This window comes from Bradyrhizobium sp. CCBAU 53338, assembly GCF_015291665.1.
Lineage (GTDB): Bacteria > Pseudomonadota > Alphaproteobacteria > Rhizobiales > Xanthobacteraceae > Bradyrhizobium.
Genome location: NZ_CP030048.1, coordinates 4,696,633 through 4,716,942, shown reverse-complemented (window position 1 = coordinate 4,716,942; position 20,310 = coordinate 4,696,633). Strand labels below are relative to the sequence as shown.

At 64.5% G+C, this 20,310-nt stretch carries 23 protein-coding genes; 10 read left to right on the top strand and 13 right to left on the bottom strand.

What is annotated here, in order from left to right; translation table 11 throughout:
- Positions 1-154 precede the first annotated feature (154 nt).
- From XH90_RS22330 to XH90_RS22320, 3 genes are read left to right on the top strand one after another with little or no spacing between them, the layout of a single operon-like run.
- The gene (locus XH90_RS22330; RefSeq protein WP_194476489.1) at positions 155-481 is read left to right on the top strand and encodes a rhodanese-like domain-containing protein; all 327 of its coding nucleotides are present in this window, start codon (positions 155-157) and stop codon (positions 479-481) included.
- 7 nt (positions 482-488) lie between these two features.
- Positions 489-1,670 carry an aminotransferase gene (locus XH90_RS22325; protein ID WP_194476488.1) on the top strand — a complete coding sequence of 394 codons (1,182 nt, stop codon included), beginning with the start codon at positions 489-491 and terminating at the stop codon, positions 1,668-1,670.
- A gap of 6 nt (positions 1,671-1,676) precedes the next feature.
- Entirely contained in the window at positions 1,677-2,789 is a 1,113-nt protein-coding gene (locus XH90_RS22320) for a polyamine ABC transporter substrate-binding protein (protein WP_194476487.1), read from the top strand.
- A 180-nt stretch (positions 2,790-2,969) separates the two neighbouring features.
- On the opposite strand, the gene XH90_RS22315 is transcribed toward XH90_RS22320, so the two are convergent.
- From XH90_RS22315 to XH90_RS22290, 6 genes are all read right to left on the bottom strand, one after another.
- Entirely contained in the window at positions 2,970-3,902 is a 933-nt protein-coding gene (locus tag XH90_RS22315) for a lipid A biosynthesis lauroyl acyltransferase (RefSeq protein ID WP_194476486.1), read from the bottom strand.
- A 13-nt stretch (positions 3,903-3,915) separates the two neighbouring features.
- Positions 3,916-5,193 (bottom strand): beta-ketoacyl-ACP synthase, encoded by a 1,278-nt coding sequence (locus tag XH90_RS22310; protein WP_194476485.1) that lies wholly within the window; start codon positions 5,191-5,193, stop codon positions 3,916-3,918.
- 104 nt (positions 5,194-5,297) lie between these two features.
- Entirely contained in the window at positions 5,298-6,503 is a 1,206-nt protein-coding gene (locus XH90_RS22305) for a beta-ketoacyl-ACP synthase (RefSeq protein WP_194476484.1), read from the bottom strand.
- Positions 6,500-6,970, bottom strand: a complete 471-nt coding sequence (locus tag XH90_RS22300; protein ID WP_194476483.1) for a 3-hydroxyacyl-ACP dehydratase FabZ family protein — start codon at positions 6,968-6,970, stop codon at positions 6,500-6,502. Before XH90_RS22300 ends, XH90_RS22305 begins: the two co-directional genes overlap by 4 nt.
- Positions 6,971-6,980: 10 nt before the next feature.
- Complete coding sequence (locus XH90_RS22295; RefSeq protein WP_007592476.1) at positions 6,981-7,268, bottom strand: acyl carrier protein; 288 nt, start codon at positions 7,266-7,268, stop codon at positions 6,981-6,983.
- Positions 7,269-7,499: 231 nt separating this feature from the next.
- Complete coding sequence (locus XH90_RS22290; RefSeq protein ID WP_194476482.1) at positions 7,500-7,844, bottom strand: hypothetical protein; 345 nt, start codon at positions 7,842-7,844, stop codon at positions 7,500-7,502.
- A 326-nt stretch (positions 7,845-8,170) separates the two neighbouring features.
- On the opposite strand from XH90_RS22290, the gene XH90_RS22285 reads away from it, so the two are divergent.
- Positions 8,171-8,797, top strand: coding sequence for a ParB-like protein (locus XH90_RS22285; protein ID WP_194476481.1), 627 nt, complete (start codon positions 8,171-8,173; stop codon positions 8,795-8,797).
- A 16-nt stretch (positions 8,798-8,813) separates the two neighbouring features.
- Here the strand turns inward: XH90_RS22285 and XH90_RS22280 are convergent, their stop codons facing one another.
- Complete coding sequence (locus XH90_RS22280; protein WP_194476480.1) at positions 8,814-8,969, bottom strand: hypothetical protein; 156 nt, start codon at positions 8,967-8,969, stop codon at positions 8,814-8,816.
- Between the two features lie 270 nt (positions 8,970-9,239).
- Between XH90_RS22280 and XH90_RS22275 the strand changes: the two genes are divergently transcribed.
- Positions 9,240-9,383 carry a hypothetical protein gene (locus XH90_RS22275; RefSeq protein ID WP_194476479.1) on the top strand — a complete coding sequence of 48 codons (144 nt, stop codon included), beginning with the start codon at positions 9,240-9,242 and terminating at the stop codon, positions 9,381-9,383.
- A 23-nt stretch (positions 9,384-9,406) separates the two neighbouring features.
- On the opposite strand, the gene XH90_RS22270 is transcribed toward XH90_RS22275, so the two are convergent.
- Positions 9,407-9,610 (bottom strand): hypothetical protein, encoded by a 204-nt coding sequence (locus XH90_RS22270; RefSeq protein ID WP_194476478.1) that lies wholly within the window; start codon positions 9,608-9,610, stop codon positions 9,407-9,409.
- A gap of 160 nt (positions 9,611-9,770) precedes the next feature.
- On the opposite strand from XH90_RS22270, the gene XH90_RS22265 reads away from it, so the two are divergent.
- The 4 genes from XH90_RS22265 (at position 9,771) to XH90_RS22250 (ending at position 11,353) form a co-directional block, all read left to right on the top strand.
- Entirely contained in the window at positions 9,771-10,502 is a 732-nt protein-coding gene (locus XH90_RS22265) for a Crp/Fnr family transcriptional regulator (protein ID WP_194476477.1), read from the top strand.
- 8 nt (positions 10,503-10,510) lie between these two features.
- Complete coding sequence (locus XH90_RS22260) at positions 10,511-10,753, top strand: hypothetical protein (RefSeq protein WP_194476476.1); 243 nt, start codon at positions 10,511-10,513, stop codon at positions 10,751-10,753.
- Positions 10,754-10,899: 146 nt separating this feature from the next.
- Positions 10,900-11,106 (top strand): hypothetical protein, encoded by a 207-nt coding sequence (locus XH90_RS22255; protein WP_194476475.1) that lies wholly within the window; start codon positions 10,900-10,902, stop codon positions 11,104-11,106.
- Between the two features lie 49 nt (positions 11,107-11,155).
- On the top strand, positions 11,156-11,353 hold the full coding sequence (locus tag XH90_RS22250; protein ID WP_194476474.1) for a hypothetical protein: 198 nt from the start codon (positions 11,156-11,158) through the stop codon (positions 11,351-11,353).
- Between the two features lie 30 nt (positions 11,354-11,383).
- Here XH90_RS22250 and XH90_RS22245 read toward each other — a convergent pair whose 3' ends face one another.
- The 3 genes from XH90_RS22245 to XH90_RS22235 form a co-directional block, all read right to left on the bottom strand.
- Positions 11,384-12,046: a flavin reductase family protein gene (locus XH90_RS22245; protein WP_194476473.1), complete on the bottom strand. Its 663-nt coding sequence runs from the start codon at positions 12,044-12,046 to the stop codon at positions 11,384-11,386.
- Between the two features lie 155 nt (positions 12,047-12,201).
- Entirely contained in the window at positions 12,202-12,780 is a 579-nt protein-coding gene (locus tag XH90_RS22240) for a peroxidase-related enzyme (protein ID WP_194476472.1), read from the bottom strand.
- A 190-nt stretch (positions 12,781-12,970) separates the two neighbouring features.
- On the bottom strand, positions 12,971-14,710 hold the full coding sequence (locus XH90_RS22235; RefSeq protein WP_194476471.1) for an ATP-binding protein: 1,740 nt from the start codon (positions 14,708-14,710) through the stop codon (positions 12,971-12,973).
- Positions 14,711-15,148: 438 nt separating this feature from the next.
- Here XH90_RS22235 and XH90_RS22230 point away from each other — a divergent pair, with 438 nt between their 5' ends.
- A complete protein-coding gene (locus tag XH90_RS22230; RefSeq protein WP_194476470.1) occupies positions 15,149-16,117 on the top strand; it encodes a catechol 2,3-dioxygenase in 969 nt (322 codons plus the stop codon).
- Between the two features lie 11 nt (positions 16,118-16,128).
- On the opposite strand, the gene XH90_RS22225 is transcribed toward XH90_RS22230, so the two are convergent.
- Positions 16,129-19,641 (bottom strand): molybdopterin cofactor-binding domain-containing protein, encoded by a 3,513-nt coding sequence (locus XH90_RS22225; RefSeq protein WP_194476469.1) that lies wholly within the window; start codon positions 19,639-19,641, stop codon positions 16,129-16,131.
- On the bottom strand, positions 19,641-20,123 hold the full coding sequence (locus XH90_RS22220) for a (2Fe-2S)-binding protein (RefSeq protein ID WP_194476468.1): 483 nt from the start codon (positions 20,121-20,123) through the stop codon (positions 19,641-19,643). Before XH90_RS22220 ends, XH90_RS22225 begins: the two co-directional genes overlap by 1 nt.
- Positions 20,124-20,310: the final 187 nt, after the last annotated feature.

Here is a 20,310-nt window from a genome sequence, read left to right as displayed (position 1 = left end):
CAAGCCAAAGCCGCGCTTCAAGTCGCTGCGATTTAGCTTTAACTTGCGCAAGGCAGCTCAAGCCTTTGTAGCGCTTGATTTTCGCATGCCGAGAGGCGAGGTTGCCCGCCGGCCGGGATCGCCCGGCGAGCGACCCGCGACGTTGGAGGATGATGTGGCAAATCAAGTTCAGGATCTGACCCCCGAGGAGGTTTCCAAGGGTGCCGCGGAGGGCCGCTATCTGCTCGTCGACGTCCGTGAACCGAACGAGGTCCAGGCCGAGGCTTACCCTTACGGCGTGGTCGTCCCGCTCTCGACCTTCGATCCCAAGGCCATCCCCGATCCCCAAGGCAAAGAGGTCGTGTTCGCCTGCCGCTCGGGCAAGCGATCGGTGACCGCCTCGCTCGCCGCCCAGGCCGCGGGCCTGCCCTACGACAAGCATCTGGCCGGCGGCATGCTGGGCTGGAAGGCGGCGGGGCTTCCCAGCAAGGTCGGCGGCTAACTCCGAGATGACGACCAAGAGCTCCTCGCTGAACAAGGTCTTCGCCGACCTTCCCGTCACCATCTTCGAGGCGATGTCGCAGGCCGCACGCGACAACAACGCCATCAATCTCGGCCAGGGTTTTCCCGACGATCCCGGCCCCGAGGACATCCGCCGCGCCGCGGCCGACGCCTCGCTCAACGGCTACAACCAGTATCCGTCGATGATGGGCATCCCGGAGCTGCGCCAGGCGATCGCGACCCATTACGGCCACTGGCACGGCCTCGAGCTCGATCCGATGAGCGAGGTGATGGTGACATCAGGCGGCACCGAGGCGCTGACCTCGGCGATCCTCTCGGTGGTGCAGCCCGGCGATGAGGTCGTCTGCTTCCAACCCGTCTATGATTCCTACCTGCCGATCATCCGCCAGGCCGGCGGCATTCCGCGCCTGGTGCGGCTCGAGCCGCCGGGCTGGCGGCTGAATGAGGACATGCTGAAAAGCGTCTTCAATTCAAAGACCAAGGCGGTGCTGTTCAACAATCCACTGAATCCGTCGGCGGTGGTCTATCCGCGCGAGGACCTCGAGCTGCTGGCACGCTACTGCCAGGAGTTCGACGTCATCGCGATCTGCGACGAGGTCTGGGAGCACGTCACCTTCGACGAGCACAAGCACATCCCGCTGATCACCATCCCCGGCATGCGCGAGCGCACCATCAAGGTCGGCTCGGCCGGCAAGATCTTCTCGCTCACGGGCTGGAAGATCGGCTTCGTCTGCGCCGCGCCGCAGCTGCTGCGCGTCGCCGCCAAGGTGCATCAGTTCCTCACCTTCACGACCGCGCCGAACCTCCAGGCCGCCGTCGCCTATGGCCTCGGCAAGCCCGACGAGTACTTCCTGTCGATGCGCAAGGACCTGACGCGGAGCAGGGACCGCCTGACCAAGGGGCTCGAAAGCCTGGGCTTCCCCGTGCTGAAGTCGCAGGGCACCTACTTCCTGACCGTCGACCTGTCGCCGCTCGGGCTCAACGAGAGTGACGCCGAGTTCTGCTGGCGGATCGTGAAGGACTACAAGGTCGCCGCGATCCCGGTCTCGGCGTTCTACGAGCAGGACCCCGTGACCTCGGTGGTCCGTTTCTGTTTTGCCAAGAAGGATCAGACGCTCGACACCGCGCTGGAGCGGCTGTCGGACGCGATACGCGGACGCAAGAGGTAGACCGAGATGACGAACGTCGGCCGCTTGGGGCTTTGCCTTGGTTTTGCAATCGCCGCCGCGCTGACGTTGCTCTCGCCACCCGCCGGGGCCGAGGAGCGCGTCGTCAACTTCTACAATTGGTCGAACTACATGGCGCCCGATGTCCTTGATGACTTCACCAAGGAGACCGGCATCAAGGTGGTCTACGACACCTTCGACGCCAACGAGACGCTGGAGACGCGCCTGATGGCCGGCAAGTCCGGCTACGACGTGGTGGTGCCCACCGCCTACTTCCTGCAGCGCCAGATCAAGGCGAACATCTTCCAGAAGCTCGACAAGTCGAAGCTGCCGAACCTCGCCAACGCCTGGCCGATGGTGACCAAGAATCTCGCGACCTACGATCCCGGCAACGCGTTTGCCGCAAACTACATGTGGGGCACGACAGGCATCGGCTACAACGTCGCCAAGGTGAAGGAGATCCTGGGCGCGGATGCGAAGATCGACAGCTGGGACATCGTCTTCAAGCCGGAGAACCTCGCCAAGTTCAAGGACTGCGGCGTGCACATGCTCGACTCCGCCGACGACATCTTTCCGGCGGCGCTGAACTATCTCGGGCTCGATCCGAACTCGACCAAGCAGGCCGACCTCGAGAAGGCCGCCGACGTGGTCGCCAAGATCCGCCCCTTCGTGCGCAAGTTCCACTCGTCCGAATATTTGAGCGCGCTCGCGACCGGCGAGATCTGCTTCGTGGTCGGCTGGTCCGGCGACATCATGCAGGCGCGCGCTCGCGCGGCCGAGGCGAAGAACGGCATCGAGATCGGCTACGCCATTCCGAAGGAGGGCGCGCAGATGTTCTTCGACAATCTCGCGATCCCTGCGGATGCCAAGAACGTCAAAGAGGCCTACGAGCTGATCAACTACCTCTACCGCCCGGATGTGGCCGCCAAGAACTCGGACTTCCTGTCCTACGCCAACGGCAACCTCGCTAGCCAGAAGCTGGTCGATCCGAAAATTCTGAACGACAAGAACATCTATCCGGACGACGCCACGCTCGCAAAACTGTTCGTCATCACCGCCCGCGATCCCGCCACCCAGCGCATCATCAACCGGCTCTGGACCAGGGTGAAGACGGGAAGGTAGGGGCGCGGCCGGTCGCGGCACCGGCCCGGCCACTCAAATCCGCAAAACAACCCCATGCACAGTAGAACCGTGACCGGAGGGTTGGCGGCGCTGGCGGCGGTTAAGTCGTGACGCGAACTCGTCGAATCGGCGCCCGCGCGCAAAGTCACCGTCGCTTCGCTGTCGGCAGAGCCTTGTGCCTTACCGCCATCGCCGGTGCAGCCACAACCACTGCTCGGGATATTCGCGCACCCAGCCTTCCACCACATCGGTGATCGCCTGCGTCGTGCCCTGGACGTCGATCTTGCCCTCGGCATCGCGCACCGGCGGGATCTCTTCGGTGAGCTCGGCGCGGAAGCGGTAGCCGGGAAGACGGATGATGCGGACGCCGTGGATGGGGCATTCGACCTGGCGGAGCAGGCGCGCCAGCATCGGGTTGGCGCGGGTCTTGCGGCCGAAGAAGGTGACCTCGACACCGCCGGTCAGATACTGGTCGATCAGCATGGCGACGTGCTTGCCGTCCTTGAGCGCCTGCGCGAGCCGTAAGGGGGCGTCGCGGCCCGCCGGGATCAGCGTGCCCATGTTGACCTGGCGCATCTCCTCGATGATGCGGTCGGCGGACGCAATGTTCGGACGGCGGTAGAGGATCGCGGTGTCGAGCCCGTGCGCGACGGCGGCGAGCGCCGGCAATTCCCAATTGGCCAGATGCGAGGCGAAGATCAGCGCCGGCTTGCCGTCGTCCCTGAGTTGATCGTGCAGTTCGACGGTGCGCGGCGGAAGCTCGATCCGGCTGCGCTCCGGATGGGCGCGGTCGTAGTCCCAGATATGATCGATATGGGCAAACTCGGCGCCGACGCGACCGAGATTGTCCCAGACGCCCATCAGGATCTGCTCGATCTCGTCCGGCGACTTCTCGGGAAAGGCTGCGGTCAGGTTGGCGCGACCGATGCGATGCTCGCGCAGGCGCGGACCGATCGTCTTGGTGACGCGCGCGAAAAAGTCCGAAGTCTTGACCGGGTCGAAATAGCGAGTCGTGCGCAGCATGCCGACGGTGGCAGCGCCGATCAGGCCTCCGCCGATCGATTTGGCTGCATTCCGCGCACGAATCTTCGTGCTGATGGGAATCAGCGCCATGGCTTGCGTCCGGTCAGGCCGGTTCGCGGGTCAGGATCAGCGAGGCGTTCTGGCCGCCGAAGCCGAACGAGTTCGACATCACCGCGGTGACGCGGGCGTCGCGCGCCTTGTTGCCTACCACGTTGAAGAGGATCGTGGGATCCGGCGTCTCGTAGTTGATGGTCGGCGGAATGCGCTGATGCTCGAGCGTCAGCAGCGAGAAGATCGCCTCGACCGCGCCTGCGGCCGAGATGGTGTGGCCGACCATCGACTTGTTCGACGTGACCGGAATCTTCTGCGCGAGATCGCCGAACACGGCCGAGGTCGTGTTGAACTCCATCTTGTCGTTCTCGGGCGTCGCGGTGCCGTGCGCGTTGATGTGGTCGATCTGGTCCGGGGTCATGCCGGCATCGGCCAGCGTCTTGTTCATGCAGCCGATGATCGGCTTGCCGTCGGGCGAGGAGCGGGTGCGATGGAAGGAATCGGTGAGTTCGCCGCAGCCGGCGATCACGCCGAGAATCTTCGCGCCGCGCGCGGTGGCCGCCTCATAGCTTTCGAGCACGAGGGCGCCTGCGCCCTCTGCCATGACGAAGCCGTCGCGGTTCTTGGAGAAGGGGCGGGAGGCCGCCTGCGGCGGATCGTTCTGGGTCGACAGCGCCGAGAGCAGCGAGAAGCGCACCAAGGCTTCCGGATTCACGGTGCCGTCGGTGGCGACGCAAAGTGCCGCATCCGTCTCGCCGCGGCGGATCGCCTCGACGCCGAGCTGGATCGAGGTGGCTCCGGAGGCGCAGGCCGTCGACAGCGAGATCGGCGAGCCCTTGGTGCCGAAGGTCTCGGCGAGGTGGGCTGCGACCGAGCCGAACATGAAGCGGTGGTGATAGGCGGTGTACTTGCCGCCGCCGGAGATGCGCAACAGATCGTCGTAGGTGAAGTCGGGCGAGCCGACGGCGCGGCCGAGCTCGCGGCGCTGCGGCCACTCGACCTCGACCGGTGCGACCGCGAGGAAGAGGGGGCCCGGAAAATCGCCCTTGGCGCCGATGCCGGCCTGCTCGAGGGCTTCCTGGGTGACCAGCTCCGCCATGCGTTCGGACAGGCCGGTGGAGGAGAACGGATCGACGCTGACGAAATCGACCGTGCCGGCCATCGTGGTCTTCAGGCCGTCGACCGGAAAGCGCGTGATGGTGCGGATGCCGGATTCGCCCGCGACCAGCTTCGACCAATTGTCGGCCTTGCCGGCGCCGAGCGAGGTCGTGATGCCCATGCCGGTAACGACGACAACGGGACGCCCGAGTTTGTCGCGTGGTGCAGTCATGTCGATCGTCCCCAGATAGAGCTAGAGCATGATCCGGAAAAGTGTGACGCGGTTTTCCGACCAGATCATGCTCAAAACAACAACCGGCTAAAGCGCTGCGCGCTCTAGCTTATCGCCTCGACCAGCGCCATGCCTTCGCCGCGCCAGTGTCCGGCTCCCACCACGACAATCTGGGTGGGCGCCCCCTGCATTTCAATCTCGGTGCCGGTCGAATCGTTCGGCGGGAACAGCGCACCGCGCGAGATCGAGAGCGCCGCGAGCGCAATCCCGAGCGGGAATTGCGTTTCCATGGTGTGCCCGAACATCGTACCGGTGGCGCGTACCGGGAAGTCGGCGTGCTTCTTCAGGAAGTCGCGCTCCTCGGACGTTGCCGGCTCCGCGCCTGTCGCGCCCGAGATGATTGCGCCCTTGCCGTCGCGCTTGGGCAGCTTGTCCCAGAGCTTGTCCAGCGTCGCTTTCATGTCCCCGGACTGCTTGCGGCGGGCGAGATCCGTCACCACGCTCGACAGCTTGGCGTAAGGCTTGGCACCGCGCGCTTCTGCATGCGCCTTGGATTCCAGCACCAGGAACGCGCCGGCCGAACCGAGCGCGAAGCCGGCGTGGTCCTTGCGCGCCCACACGGGGGCGAACTTGTCCTTCAGGTTGAAGTCGCCGAATTCGTAGAGGACCAGGAGGTCCTTGCGCTCGCCATTGTGCGAGCCGCCGACCAGCGCAATGTCGCTCTCGCCCGAGGCGATGCGCGACAGCGCGATGCGCAGCGCATCGGCGCCCGCAACCTCTTCGCCCATGAAGGTGCGCGAGGTGCCGCCGAGACCGTTGACGATGGCAATGTTGCCGGCGAGCAGATTGGAGAGCTGCGCCAGAAACAGCGTCGGCCTGAGATCGCTCATCAGCCGCTCGTTGAGGAAGCCGGGTGCATTGGCGCCCTTGGCTTCGGCGTTGAGCACGCCGGTGTCGACATTGAGGTCGCGCTCGCCGCCGCCGGCGGCCACCACCATGTCGATCTTGGACAGGATGTCCTTGTTGCCCTTGATACCGGCCGAGTCGAGCGCGAGACCCGCGGCATAGACGCCGATGCGCTGCCAGGCTTCCATCTGGCGCTGGTCGCCCTTCTTCGGGATCTGGCTGTCGAAGGACACGGGCATCAGCGGATGCACGATGAAGGGCGCAAAGCCCTTCTCGTCGACATTGGTGCGCTTCTCCTGGAGCGCAGCCCAGTTGGCGTCCAGACCTTCGCCGAGCGAGGTGGCAAGACCAATACCGGTGATCCAGACTTCGGTCTGGCCCGGCTTCGAAGCGGTGTCAGTCATGGCGAGACGGCCTGTTGCGGAAAGCCGACGCGTTGCGCGACCGCGTCCATGTATCCGCGCATATCCGCATTGGGGAAGGGGATCAGCGTGAAGGTGAGTGTCGAATTCGCGCGCAGCTTGCCGCCGACCCGGATCTTGGCCTCGGTCATGGCATAGCCCGAGCCCTCATGGGCCACGCTCGCCTCGAGGGTCATCAGGTCACCCGGAAACACCGAGCCGCGCACCTTGGCTTCCTTCACGGCGGCCAGAATCGGCATGCGCTCGAACTTCAAGACGCCAAGCAGGAGAAAGCCCGAAGCCTGCGCCATCGATTCGATCAGCAGCACGCCAGGCATCAGGGGATAGCCCGGAAAGTGCCCCTCGAAGATGGTGCTCTCCTGGGGGACCTGGGCCTCGACGACGATCGTCTTCTCGTCGACCTTGAGGTCGACGATGCGATCGATCATGTGGAAGTATTCGAGTTGCATGATCGCCCGATTAGGCGCTCGCGCCCTTGGCGGCAACCAGCTCGTCGATGCGCGCGCACAGGTTCTTCAGCACGAAATACTGCTCGGTGGTGGCCTTGCCGTCGTTGACTTCCTGCGTCCACTTTTCCAGCGGCAGCTTGATGCCGAACTGCTTGTCGATCGCGAACGCGATGTCCAGGAAATCGAGGCTGTCGATGCCGAGGTCATCGATGGCGTGGCTATCCGGCGTGATCGTGTCGCGCGGGATGTCGCAGGTTTCAGCGATGATCGTAGCGACCTGATCGAATGTAGAGGACATCACTAAGCCTTTGATATATTGCAGGTATTTTTCAGATATCCCAGAGTGGCACGGTGGGTGGGCATCGCGCCCCAAATGACGCCCTCTAACCCCCCTCTGGATGGGTCGAGAGCCCGTATATCGGAGCGCCGCCCTGAGTTCAATGGAGCCGGACAGGGCCGTGGACAGGCCTGGGGACGCCGGTCCGGAGCGGTGTCCACCGGGGGCACGGCCTTGGGGCCGGGGTGAGGCCTAGATGTGCGGCGTCGTGATCTTGACGCAGTCCCGACGGCCCATCAGCACGCAATCCTGGGTCCGGCGCAGATCGGCGATGCTGACGGCGAGCCAGATCCCGATTGCGATCAGCGCGATGGTGAAGGCGAGCGCGGCGATATTGGCGAGCATGCGATGGCGGAAATCGTCCGTCTCCTCGCGCGGCTGCTCGTAGCGAGACAGGTCGAGCGGCTCGGGCGTCGCTGCATGCAGTGGCTGTACGATACCGCTGCCCCGGTGGACCACCGGAGAGGGCGTCGTGCGCGGCCTGAACTGGAGCACCCGGTGCTCGTCGTCTGAGGTTATGGGCCGCTGGGATTTCATGGGGCGGGGATTACTCCGAAGCAGCGATTTTTAGATAGCATAGGCAACACAGTCGTTGCAGAAAATCTTCTCGACGCGCACGTGCATTCCACGTTCGCATCATTTTTCCTGGCCCGTCTCGGACGCTGCTTTTGGGCGCTCTCGGCGAGGGGCGAACGCCGTTCGGAGCAGGTTGTCATCGCGGCGTCAGGGGCGCACGGATTGCACTGCAACAACAGCCGGGACAACCGCGCTGCCCAGCCCCGAGCCCATATTGCCGCGGCAAGGCCCATGGCATAATCGGGAACCCGGACCACAGGCGCCACCAGACGAGAGGCCGTTCGATCATGACAACCAATGCGCGCGAGCCGAGAGTGCACCCGGTGTCGATCCTGTCGCTGCGGCCGACGCAGATGACGGTCGGCATGCGCGAGGTCAAGGAGAAGCGCAAGCGCTGGCGCGAGCACGACAAGAAGAAGCAGTCCGACCTGCTCGGCACCCACATGATCCCCGTCGTCGCCGGACCCGACGGGCGCTACTACGTCATCGACCATCACCATCTCGGCCGCGCGCTGCACGACGAGGGCATCAAGCAGGTGCTGGTCACGGTGGTCGGCGATCTCCGCATGGTCGAGCGCGAAGCGTTCTGGGGCGTGATGGACAACAAGCGCTGGGTCTATCCTTACGACTCCAAGGGCGAGCGCCGCCCGTTTCGCGATCTGCCGAAATCGGTCGCCGATCTCAAGGACGATCCTTTCCGCAGCCTCGCCGGCGAGCTGCGCCGCATGGGGGGCTTTGCCAAGGATACGACGCCGTTCTCCGAATTCCTGTGGGCCGACTTCCTGCGCCGAAAACTGACGCGCAAGGCGGTGGATGCCAATTTCGACAAGGCGCTCGAGAAAGCCCTGGCCGCGGCCAGGAGCAGGGACGCGGTCTATCTGCCCGGCTGGTGCGGGCCGGCATCGGACGATTGAGGCGCTGACGCTCGCATCAGTCGCGCTGGAAGATCTTGGCGCCGGGATAAGCACGGCGGGCGTAAGTGACGACCAGTGCGCGATCCTGGGTTTCCAGGAACGGCGTACGGATCCGACACGACCCGACGATGAGGTGCCATAGACCATTGAGCCTCTGGATCACGATTTTCATCTGAACATTCCTCGAAGACTCCGCACTCGAGCAAATTGCTGCTCCTCGCGGCCGTCTTGCGATTCATGATCGTGATCGCGGGAGTGAAATTCCCCGCTCGCGTTGGCCGCAAGACGACGGCGATACTCATGAGTTGGTTATGACCTGCGGCCCGGTAAGCTGAATCCGATCACAGCCGCTTGAACGCAATCATTTTCCGCGCCGACGAAACCGTCCTGAAACACAGCGACCCACTTAATCGTTGTAGTCGAGCTCACACAGGAGGCTCACATGCGCCGTCTGGTTTTTGCAATTGCCTTGGTGGCGGTCGCTTCAGCAGGAATTTCGGCCTCGTTCGCTGCAGTCCACCAGGCGAGGACTCTGACATTTGCCGAGCGCTTCGCGCCCGCGCTTCCGCTGATGGTCAATCACTAGCGCCATAGCGCTATCGCGCGCGATCATTTCGGATTTGGCTGGTCGGGCGAGGACAGCAATCGCTCCATGTCGGCCGCGGTTTCACCGTCACGCACCTTCTGCAGCAAGGCGTGACGTTCGGCGCCGGCCGGGAGCTTCCTGGCTGCGGCTCTGGCTGCCTCCGTGAACTTGTTGAGGCGCTCCTGGAGGGACAAGGCCGGTCGCGTACGGTTGCGTTTCTTGGTCATGATTTGCCCTTTCGAGAGTCGAGCAGATCATGTGCGGGAAAACCGCGTCCTTAACTTTTGTTGGAACCAGTGAAGCCGATTGCGGGTTTTTCCCCGCGATGGCGCATGACGCCATCGCAGCCCAACCTCGGCTCCTTGTTCACGACCGGAGTTAAGCGAAGTGACCAGCGACGCGATCCGCGCGGCTCTCATCAGGCGCCTGCGCATATCGTCCGCGATCGCGGACGAGGACATCAAGGAGATCGAATCCCTCCCCATTTCGGTGCGCCAGTATCCGGCCGAGAGGGCGGTGGTGCGTGACGGCGAGCGCGCGACCGACTGCGTCCTGATTGCCGACGGCTTCTGCGCGCGCTCCAAGACGATCGCGAGCGGCAAGCGCCAGATTCTCTCGCTGCATATTCCCGGCGAAATCCCTGACCTGATGAGCCTGTTCCTCCACGTGATGGACCATGATCTGTCCACTCTGACGCCGGCGACGCTCGGCTTCATCAGCCACGAGACGCTGCAAAAGCTGCATCGCCGCAGGCCTGTCGTCGCCGAGATGTTCTGGCGGGACACGCTGATCGACGCCGCCATGTTCCGCGAATGGATCGTCAATGTCGGCCAGCGTCCTGCGCCGGCGCGGCTTGTCCACGTCATGATCGAGCTGCGCGAACGCCTGCGGATCGTCGGGCGCGTCGACGGGGCGAGCTTCGAGATGCCGCTGACCCAGGAACAGATCGGCGAGGCCCTGGGCATCACCGCTGTGCATGCAAATCGCGTGATCAGGCAACTGCGCGAGGAGGGAATCGTCGAGCTCAACCGCGGCCGCGTCACGGTACTCGACGAGCGGAGATTTCTGGAACTTGCTGATTTCGACGGCCGTTATCTCCATCAATCGCCAGCGCTTTGAGGCACCCGATGCCGCGATTTCATTTCGACGTTCACGAGGACGGCCACCTGTTCCGCGACGAAGACGGTCAGGACTTCGCGAATGTCGACGTTGCACGCAAGGAGGCCGTGCTGACCGGGACGTCTATTGCGCGCGATGCATTCGTGGCCGGCAGCGCCGATCATGTCGTCGTCGATGTTCGCGAGGACGAGCACGCGCCGTGCCTGAAAGTGTCGATCAAGCTCGAGGTGGAGGAACAAGCGGATGGCTAGCTCCGCCGAGACGCGGAAGAGACGCAGTTGTTCCCTTGAAATGCAAGCTTAGAGGCCGTTCCCACACTTCAACAATTGCTCCGGGGTGGAACGCTCGCACCGGGTGCCGATTTGACACGCATCGGCAAGCGATGCGGGACACCAAATTGGACGAGCAGCGCAAGACATATCTGGACAAGGCGCGGATTTGCCTGGAACAGGCCGAGCATGAACCGGCCCGGCGCCAACACTGGCTTCAACAGGCCGAGGATTGGACGCGGCGGGCGAGTGAGCTCGTTCGCGAGGACGGCGATGACGCCACGTACGAAGTGCACGATCGACGCCTGATTCCGAAATCGCCTCGGCGGAACTAGCTCGCTCGACGCGGAACTCCGGCGTCTCCAGCTGCGACAGGAGCACGGCATGAGCAGAAAAGACGACATCCACGCCACCCGTCGGACGGAACCCAATGGGGTCGAGCCGTCGTTCTCCGAGGACGATCTTCAGCGGGCGCAGCTTGGTCCGCGCGGTGTTCCCGGACAGCCGGATCCCGCCAGAATGACTCCCCAGCGCGCCAAGAAGACCCCTGTCGAGGGCGACTTCGACGGACATACGTCGTGAGCGCCGACCGGGACTGAAGTCGACGCCCGTCTACGACTCCCTTTGGCTCCAATAGTCGTCGAGCGTCGGCGTCTCCATGTCGAAACGGTCGCGAATGGTCGAGCAGGTGCTGCCGCCGAGCCTTGCGATGGCATCGAGCTTCGCAGGGTCGATGCGCAGGCGCTCGGCGTCGACGACGTCTGAATGGTAATGCGCGAACAAGATCTCACCCATGATGATCTGGCGCGACTTGCCGAGCTCGAGCGTGATATGGCGACGGCATTCGAAGGCGGCCGGCGCTTCCTTGATCCAGGGCGAAGCCACGGTCTTGCCGGGCATTGCGGTCAGGCCCGCGGCCTTCAATTCGTCATGCTCGGGCGAGAATGGCACGGCGCAGACGTGCATTGCCTCGGCTATGGCGTGCGAGACGATGTTGACGGTGAAGACCTCGGTCAGGCGGATGTTGAGACCGGTGTCCTTGAAGCGCATGTCCGGATGGTTCTCGACGCCGAGCGCGAGGATCGGCGGATCGGCCGACAGGCAATTGAAGAAGCTGAACGGCGCGGCGTTGATCCGCCCTTGCGGATCGACCGTCGTCACCAGCGCGATCGGTCGCGGCACGACGGTGCCGATCAGCAGCTTGTATTTGTCGCGCGGTGACAGTTCGCGGAAATCGAACGTGACGTCGCCGGGATCGTGAGCACTGCTATCCATCGTGTCTCTCGGGTTCGAACGTGTTCCGCTGGCCGACAGCCGCGAAGACCCGTCGCGGCAATTATCGGCGCTTCAGATCAATAAGCGAGTGGAAGATTTGAGCACAGGCCGCTAGACGCCGAGGCGCAGCAGGATATCGGACCAGTCGAGCTCCGTCATTTTTTCGGCAGGCGCCCCATCAGGTAGAATTCGTCATTCGGCCGCATGGCGGTGAAATTCGCCAGCCGGTTCGACAATCCGAAGAAGGCCGAGATCGCGGCGATGTCCCAGATGTCGTCGTCGCTGAAGCCGTGCGGGGCAAGGGCCGCGAAATCCTCTTCCGAACTGCGCTGTGCGTCGGCCGAGATCTTCATCGCGAAATCGAGCATCGCTCTCTCGCGCGGCGTGATGTCGGCCTTGCGATAGTTGGTCGCGATCTGGTCGGCTATCAGCGGGTTCTTGGCGCGGATGCGCAGGATCGCGCCATGGGCGATCACGCAATACTGGCACTGGTTGGCCGCCGAGGTCGCCACCACGATCATCTCGCGCTCGGCCTTGGTGAGGCCGCCGTCCTTCTCCATCAGCGCGTCGTGATAGGCGAAGAAGGCGCGGAACTCGTCGGGCCGGTAGGCCAGCGTCAGAAAGACGTTGGGCACGAAGCCGCTCTTCTCCTGCACCGCGAGCAGGCGCGTGCGGATGTCGTCGGGCAGGCTGTCGATGGCGGGTGCGGGGAAGCGTTGCGCGAGCTTTGTCATGGGCATGGATTCCGGCTTGGGGCCGGGAAACATAGTCCATGCGGGCGATAGCCTCAATGTGCTGCCGATATCCGGCGGGGCGCACGCGCCACGAACTCGGTGTCATCGTCCGATTCAATCGGACGATCCAGTATTTCAGAGACGGAAGTGATCGAAGAGGCCGCGGCGTACCTGAGGCGCGAGCCTGGCTTTACCGCAGCGGCTTCTTCAGCAGCGAGAAGCGATCCGGATCGAGGCCCAACGAGGGTTGCAGCATCGGCGCCTCGGCGGGCGCGAGCGTCTTGGCGGGAGGCGCGGAGAACACCGGATCGTTCGGCACGTCGCGCTGCGAGGTGGCACCGCGCCAGCGCTCCAGCACGGCGCTGACGAAATGCATGTCGTGACCGGCGGTAACCGAGGGTACGCTGGAGATGGTGGCTTCGCCGCGCGGCAATTGATGCGGCGGCACTTCCTTGAAGCGCAGCCGCGTCGGCAGCGCGACGCCTTCGCCGAACGCCAGCACCTCGCGGGTGCCGAGCGACGGCACGAAGGACAACAGGTTCGCGGCCGCATCGGACACCGCGGCGCGCAGCAGCGCCTGGTCGCGGTCGTTGGCAAGACGCATCGTGAACAGCGTGTTGCACTGGGAGATGATGGTGGCGTCGAGCTCGGCCGGTCGCTGCGTGATCAGGCCGAGATAGACGCCGTATTTGCGGCCTTCCTTGGCGATGCGCGAGACCGCCTTGCGAGTCGGGCCGAATCCGATGTTGCGGTCGGCGGAGGCGTAGCGGTGCGCCTCCTCGCAGACGAACAGCAGCGGCGAGACGCCGTCGCTCCACAGGCCGAAATCGAAGGCCATGCGGCATAGAACCGAGACGACGGAATCGATGACCTCGGCCGGAAAGCCGGCGAGTTGCATCACCGTCATCGGCTTGCCGTTGGCGGGCAGGCGGAACAGATGGCTGATCACCTCGGCCATGGTGTCGCCGCCGACATTGGCGTTGTCGAACATGAAGGCGTAGCGCGGGTCGTTGCGCACGGCTTCGATGCGCGAGATCAGCTTGTGATAGATGATGCGCGAGGAGCGGTTTTCCAGCTTGCCCATGCGCTCGTCGATCAGCGACATCAGGTCGACCAGGCGGTACGGCACCGGCGTGTCGACGGTGTAGCCGACCTGCTTGGGGTCGATGCGTTTGAGACCGATGCGGTCGGCGTTCTGGTACTGGGTATAGACGCCCTTGGCGAGCGGGATCACTTCCGCGAGGATGTCGAGTTCTTCGGGCACGCCGGCACGGCCGCCGAACAGCACGTCGACGATTTCCTCGAAATTGAACAGCCAGAACGGCAGCTTCAGGTTTCGCGGGTTGAGCACCAGCGCGCGGTCGCCGAAGCAGCGGCCATATTCGTTGTGCACGTCGAGCAGGAAGATGCGCAGGTTCGGACGCGCCTTCAGGATCTCGTTGAGCAGCAGCGAGACGCCGGTGGACTTGCCGACGCCGGTCGACCCCAGCACCGCAAAGTGCTTCGACAGCATTTCCTCGACATCGACATAGGCGATGACCGAGCGGTCCTGCTGGAGGAAGCCGACGTTGATCTGGTCCGACCCGGTCGGCGCGTAGATGGTGCGCAGCTCCTGGCTGGTGATCAGGTCCACGGCGTCGCCGATGGTCGGGTAATTGGTGACGCCGCGCTGGAATTTGGCCTTGTCGGCGGCATTGAGGATTTCGCCGAGCAGGTCGACCGAGGCGATCGCGATGTAGTTGTCACTGCTCGACAAATTCTCGCAGGACACCTCGGTGATCATGGCGACGATGACCGAGCTTCCGCTGCGGATGCTGACGAAACGGCCGACGGTGGCCCGAACTTCCGAGATCGACATCTGGCCTTGCGCCAGAAGCCCGACCCGGGCGAGCGATCCGCGCACCGAAATCACACGTCCAAAGGATGTCACGATGGATGAACCCGAGAAGACAAAATGTTTCTCGGACTATGCGGCGCCGTCGCTGGACAAACGGTTAAACGGGAGCCGCGGCGGCTTTGTTAAATCTGCGACAATTCGGCCAGGAGATTTGTTCGGAATGCATACTCTTGGGCAGATTCGGCCCGGAAATGCTGCTTTTCGAGGCCTTCGAGCCCAAATCGCATTAAGGAAGATTTTACCATCCGGGCACTCCGCCAACCTTTTGTGGACGAATGGTCGCGTTTGGGAAGGCCGGCTCCGCCGTCGGCCGGTTGGCGTTCATTTGTTGACGGGACCTAATCATTTGTACATTAGTACAAATGAGCCCGCGGCCCCGGATGCCGCCCGGGCGCATCCATGAACATTGCGCTCCGCGCCCGATTGCGCGATTCCGTGAGACGGATCGCAAGAAACGCTTTGGAGGACACCATGCAGCCCGAACCGATCCTCGATCTCGCCCATCTCGGCCACATGGAACTGCTGACGCCGAAGCCCGACGAGAGCCTGAAATTCTTCGTCGACGTCATGGGCATGACGGTCAGCGGACGGAAGGGCGAGTCGGTTTACCTGCGCGGCTGGGACGATTACGAGCGCTATTCGCTCAAGCTCACGGCGTCGAAGACCTCAGGCATGGAGCACATGGCGCTGCGCGCGCGCAGCCAGCAGGCGCTGGAGCGCCGCGTCGCCGCGCTGAAGGGCTCGGGCTTCGACATCGGCTGGATCGACGGCGACATGGGGCAGGGGCCGACGTTCCGCTGCCGCGACCCCGATGGGCACATCGTCGAGCTCTATTACGAGACCGAATGGTATCAGGCGCCGCCGGAGCTGAAGCCGGCGCTGAAGAACCAGGCGCAGCGCTTTCCGGCGCGCGGCGTCAATGTCCGCCGCCTCGACCATCTCAACTGCCTCGCCGTCGACATCAAGGCCAACCGCGAGTTCTTCGAAAACTACCTCGGCTGCCGCCTCACCGAGCAGATCGTGCTCAATGACGGGCGGGAAGCGGCGATGTGGCTGACCATGTCGAACAAGAGCTACGATTTCGCCTATTCGCTCGATCATTCCGGCACGCCCGGCCGCTTCCACCACGTCACCTACGCGCTCGACAGCCGCGAGGAGATTCTGCGCGCCGCAGACATCTTCCTGGAGAACGGGGTGCACATCGAGACCGGGCCGCACAAGCACGCGATCCAGCAGACCTTCTTCCTCTATGTCTACGAGCCCGGCGGCAACCGCGTCGAAGTCGCCAATGCCGGCGCCCGCCTCATCCTGGCGCCGGACTGGAAGCCGATCGTGTGGACGGAAGAAGAGCGCAAGAAGGGCCAGGCGTGGGGCTTGAAGACGATCGAATCCTTCCACACCCACGGCACGCCGCCGGTGGAGATGAAGAAGCACGCTTGATGGCGTGCTCTCTAGTGCGTTGATCCGCGAACGCGCGCGATCGTCTCGCGCAGGTTGGTCCATGCCGGCTTGTCCGGCGCGAACTGGCTGCGCAGGAAGCTGACGAGCTCCTCGACCTGCGCATCGCTCATGCTGTTGCCGAACGCGGGCATGTAGCCGAGATCGCTCGATGCGGGCTCGGTGATGCCGTGCAGGATCACCTGCACGAGATTGTCCGAGGTCGCGCTGTGCAGATTGCTGTTGAGCGCGAGCGAGGGACGGCTGCCGAACAGCGGCAGGCCGCCGACCTCGTGGCAGACGGCGCAGGCGCCCTGATAGAGCCGCGCACCGGTGGACGAGGCGACGGTGACTTGCGTTGCGCTCTCGAGCTTCGTCGCGAGCGCGGGCGCGTCGGCGGCGCCGTCGTTGAACGAGCCGAGATAGACCGCCATCGCGCGGATGTCATGATCGGGCAGAGCTTTTAGATCACGGACAACAGGCGCCATCGGGCCGGCGGCAACGCCGTGATAGCGCGAATGGCCGGTGCGCAAATAGGCGAACAGCTCGTCTTCGCTCCACGGGATCGGCGCGTGAGAGAGCGAGGTCAGCGGCGGCGCTTCCCAACCTTCCGCAAAGCCGCCGGCGAGATAGGCCTGCCGCTGCTCGGCGCCGAGGGCATTGCGCGGCGAATGGCAGGCGCTGCAATGGCCGAGGCTCTCGACCAGATAGGCGCCGCGATTCCACGCCTCGGATTTGGCGGGATCGGGCTTGAACTCCCTGGCCTGGTGGAACAGCGCATTCCACCCGGCGAGCAGCGGGCGAAGATTGAAGGGGAAGGCCAGCGCATTCGCAGGCGCCGTCGCGCGCACCGCGGGCTGTGCCATCAGATAGGCGTACAGCGCCTGCATGTCGGCATCGCTGGTCTTCGAGAAGTGCGTGTAGGGGAAGGCGGGATAGAGCTGCCGGCCGTCGCGATGCAGCCCGTCGCGCATGGCGCGCTCGAAGGCGGGATAGGACCAGGCGCCGATGCCGGTCTCGATGTCAGGTGTGATATTGGTGGAGTAGATCGTGCCAAACGGCGTCTCCAGCGCGCGGCCGCCGGCGTTGAGCACGCCGCTCAAACTGGTGTGGCACTCCGCGCAATTGCCGAGCGCCGCGAGCTGCTCGCCGCGCCCGATGGTCGCAGCGGAATAGACCGACGCATCGGGCCGCGCGATCGGCGCGATCGCTCGGCCCGGCAGAAGTGCTGCGCCGACGCCAATCGCAGCAGTGCACACGGCGGCAATCGTCGCGAAGATGCCGGCACGCTTCGCGAAGGGATTTTCCCAGAAGCGAGAGGGCTTCGGCGCAGCGGGCGCGGGCAGGGCCTGCGGCACGGGCGATGTCTCGCCGTGCAATCCCCTCAGGATCCGTTCCGGCGTGAACGGCGGCTCGCGAAAGCGCACGCCGGTGGCATCGAAGATCGCATTGGCGATCGCGGCTGCGCTCGGCACCGATGCGGATTCGCCGACGCCGAGCGGTGGCTGGTCCTGGCGCGGCAGCATCAGCACGTCGATCTTGGGCACGTCGGGGAAGGGGATGATCGGATAGGCGCCCCATTCGCGCGCGGCGACCGCGCCGCGCTCGAACGACACTTCCTCCATCAGCGCGCGGCTGGTGGACTGGATGACGTTGCCGTGGATCTGGTGGCGGACACCGTCCGGATTGATCATCAGGCCGGAGTCCTGGCCCGCGACGACGCGGGTGACGCTGACATCGCCCGTCGTCTTGTTCACGGCGACGTCTGCGACCCACGCCGACCAAGCTGCGCCATAGCCGGGAAACTTGCTGTGGACATAGATCGCATAGGCAAAGCCGCGCCCATGCACGATGTCGCCGTCCTTCTCCTCGCGGACCGGCCGCGGAGTCCAGCCTGCGCGTTCGGCCACGGCATTGACGAGGTCGACGGCCCGCTGGTCTTTCAGGTAGCGCAGCCGATATTCGATGGGATCGACGCCGGCCTCGAATGCCGCCTCGTCGATGTAGGATTCATGCGCAAAGGTGTTCGGCAGCGCCGAGACGCCGCGAAACCAGGACGCGCGCACGATCGGTGCCATGTCGTGGGCGACGACGCGCATGTGATCGTAGTCGTAAGGCGGGATCGCGGTGCGATCGCCCATCTGGAGCACCGAGGGCTCGGGCGAGATGCGCCCCGTGAGCAGCAGCGCCAGCGTCGGCGCGGCGTTCGAGGGATAGCGCGTGGCGAGATCGTAGCCGGCGATGCCGCCGTCCGCGTCCAGGCCGCCATTGACGTCGATGAGCTGCGCGGTGCCCTTCGGCTCCCAGGCGTGCTCCTGCTCCCGCGTCAACTGGACGCGTACCGGCCGGCCGACCGCGCGCGACAGCAGCAGCGCATCCCCTGTGACGTCGTCGGCGCAATTGCGGCCGTAGCAGCCGGCGGCCTCGAGCCTGATGACCTCGACCTCGCTCTCGGGACGCTCCACCAGCAGCGCAAGGTCGGCGCGCAGCACGTGCGGATTCTGCGTGCCGGACCAGACGCGAATGTTGCCGTCCCGGAAATCCGCGACCGCGCAGGACGGGCCGATCGAGGCGTGCATCTGGTACGGCCAGACATAAGTGCGTTGCATCGGCCTCGCTGAGCCCGCGATCGCCGCATCGACATCGCCCTTGTCGATCAGCGTGCGCGGCGTCGACGGATTGGCGCGCAGTGCGGTCTCGACATCGGCAAGGTCGGTCAGCGCGGGCGTCGGCTTCCAGCTCACCGCGAGCTGCTCCGCGGCGCGAATCGCATTCTCCTCGCGCTCGGCCACCACGCCGACGAAATCGCCGATGCGCACGACGGCCATGAGACCGGGAATGTCGCGTACGGAAGCTTCATCCACCGCGATCAGGCTGGTGCCGACGAAGGGACCTGCATCGACGCCGGAATAGGGCGGGCGCACCACGCGGCCGTGCAGCATGCCGGGCAGGCGGATATCGTGCACGAAGGTCAACTCGCCCGTGGCCTTGGCCGGGAGATCGACCCGCGGCATCGACTGGCCGACGATGGCGTAGTCACCGACGGCCTTGACGGCGACGTCGTCGGCAAGCTCGAGGCGGATGGTCTCGCTGCCGATCAACTCGCCATAGCTGACGCTGCGATTGTGACCTCGGACAAGGCCGTCCTCTATCTTCAGTTCCTCTGCCGGCAGCTCCAGCCGCTCGGCCGCGCGCGCGATCAGGAAGTGACGCGCCTGGGCTGCGGCCTTGCGCAGGGGCACGGCAGTGATCTGGATCGTTTCGCTGGCAATCGTCGCGCCCTGGTTCGGCACCACCGCAGTGTCGCCGAGCACGACGACGACACGCGCAAAGGAGACGTCCAGCTCTTCGGCGACGATCTGGCCAAGTGCGGTGCGAATTCCGGTGCCGAGATCGACATGGCCGTTATAGGCGGTGACGGAGCCATCCGCGGTGATCCGCACGAATGTTTCGGACGTGACTTCGTCCACGCTACGGGAGACGACGAGCGACCCCCGCTCGGATCCGTTCGAAACAGGGGAGGCCATCAATCACCGGCCTCGGCAAGCTGGCCCGAAGCACGCATCACGGCGCGCAGGATCTCGACATGCGTGCCGCATCGGCAGAGATTGTAGCGCAGCGCCGCGAGCGCCTCCTGCTCTGACGGTTGCGGGTTGACCGCGAGCAGCGCCTTGGTGGTCATGATCATGCCGTTGAGGCAGTAGCCGCATTGCGCGGCCTGCTCGTCGATGAAGGCCTGCTGCACCACATCAGGCTTGTCGCGCGTGCCGAGGCCTTCGAGCGTCACGATGTCGCGCCCGGCGCAGCCGCCGATCGGAATCACGCAGGATCGCGCAGCCATGCCATCAATCAGGACAGTACAGGTGCCGCATTCACCCAGGCCGCAACCGTATTTCGGGCCATTGAGTCCGAGATCGTTGCGCAGCACATAAAGCAACGGCGTCTGGCGTTCTGCCGTGACGTCGTGGATCCTGCCGTTCACGGTGAGGCGGATCGGTGTTTGCGTCATCCTCGTTCCCAAGCCTTACCCGTTTCCAAGCCTTACTCGTTTCCAAGTCCTGCGGTCGCAGAAATGTACGTTGCGACGATACCGTTTGTACACAAACGTGCAAGCGGCCATGCCGCAGTGCAGCGCAACTGCCCGCTTTGTGGACAAGGCGAGAGGCAAATGAGGTTTTATTCGGCAGGCGCGACTT

What these genes read in the sequence shown, in the direction of transcription:
- XH90_RS22325 (WP_194476488.1), top strand. Translation starts at nt 489, where the DNA reads ATGACGACCAAGAGCTCCTCGCTGAACAAGGTCTTCGCCGACCTTCCC.
- XH90_RS22320 (WP_194476487.1), top strand. Translation starts at nt 1,677, where the DNA reads ATGACGAACGTCGGCCGCTTGGGGCTTTGCCTTGGTTTTGCAATCGCC.
- XH90_RS22315 (WP_194476486.1), bottom strand. Translation starts at nt 3,902, where the DNA reads ATGGCGCTGATTCCCATCAGCACGAAGATTCGTGCGCGGAATGCAGCC.
- XH90_RS22310 (WP_194476485.1), bottom strand. Translation starts at nt 5,193, where the DNA reads ATGACTGCACCACGCGACAAACTCGGGCGTCCCGTTGTCGTCGTTACC.
- XH90_RS22305 (WP_194476484.1), bottom strand. Translation starts at nt 6,503, where the DNA reads ATGACTGACACCGCTTCGAAGCCGGGCCAGACCGAAGTCTGGATCACC.
- XH90_RS22300 (WP_194476483.1), bottom strand. Translation starts at nt 6,970, where the DNA reads ATGCAACTCGAATACTTCCACATGATCGATCGCATCGTCGACCTCAAG.
- XH90_RS22295 (WP_007592476.1), bottom strand. Translation starts at nt 7,268, where the DNA reads ATGTCCTCTACATTCGATCAGGTCGCTACGATCATCGCTGAAACCTGC.
- XH90_RS22290 (WP_194476482.1), bottom strand. Translation starts at nt 7,844, where the DNA reads ATGAAATCCCAGCGGCCCATAACCTCAGACGACGAGCACCGGGTGCTC.
- XH90_RS22285 (WP_194476481.1), top strand. Translation starts at nt 8,171, where the DNA reads ATGACAACCAATGCGCGCGAGCCGAGAGTGCACCCGGTGTCGATCCTG.
- XH90_RS22280 (WP_194476480.1), bottom strand. Translation starts at nt 8,969, where the DNA reads ATGAAAATCGTGATCCAGAGGCTCAATGGTCTATGGCACCTCATCGTC.
- XH90_RS22275 (WP_194476479.1), top strand. Translation starts at nt 9,240, where the DNA reads ATGCGCCGTCTGGTTTTTGCAATTGCCTTGGTGGCGGTCGCTTCAGCA.
- XH90_RS22270 (WP_194476478.1), bottom strand. Translation starts at nt 9,610, where the DNA reads ATGACCAAGAAACGCAACCGTACGCGACCGGCCTTGTCCCTCCAGGAG.
- XH90_RS22260 (WP_194476476.1), top strand. Translation starts at nt 10,511, where the DNA reads ATGCCGCGATTTCATTTCGACGTTCACGAGGACGGCCACCTGTTCCGC.
- XH90_RS22250 (WP_194476474.1), top strand. Translation starts at nt 11,156, where the DNA reads ATGAGCAGAAAAGACGACATCCACGCCACCCGTCGGACGGAACCCAAT.
- XH90_RS22245 (WP_194476473.1), bottom strand. Translation starts at nt 12,046, where the DNA reads ATGGATAGCAGTGCTCACGATCCCGGCGACGTCACGTTCGATTTCCGC.
- XH90_RS22240 (WP_194476472.1), bottom strand. Translation starts at nt 12,780, where the DNA reads ATGACAAAGCTCGCGCAACGCTTCCCCGCACCCGCCATCGACAGCCTG.
- XH90_RS22230 (WP_194476470.1), top strand. Translation starts at nt 15,149, where the DNA reads ATGCAGCCCGAACCGATCCTCGATCTCGCCCATCTCGGCCACATGGAA.
- XH90_RS22225 (WP_194476469.1), bottom strand. Translation starts at nt 19,641, where the DNA reads ATGGCCTCCCCTGTTTCGAACGGATCCGAGCGGGGGTCGCTCGTCGTC.
- XH90_RS22220 (WP_194476468.1), bottom strand. Translation starts at nt 20,123, where the DNA reads ATGACGCAAACACCGATCCGCCTCACCGTGAACGGCAGGATCCACGAC.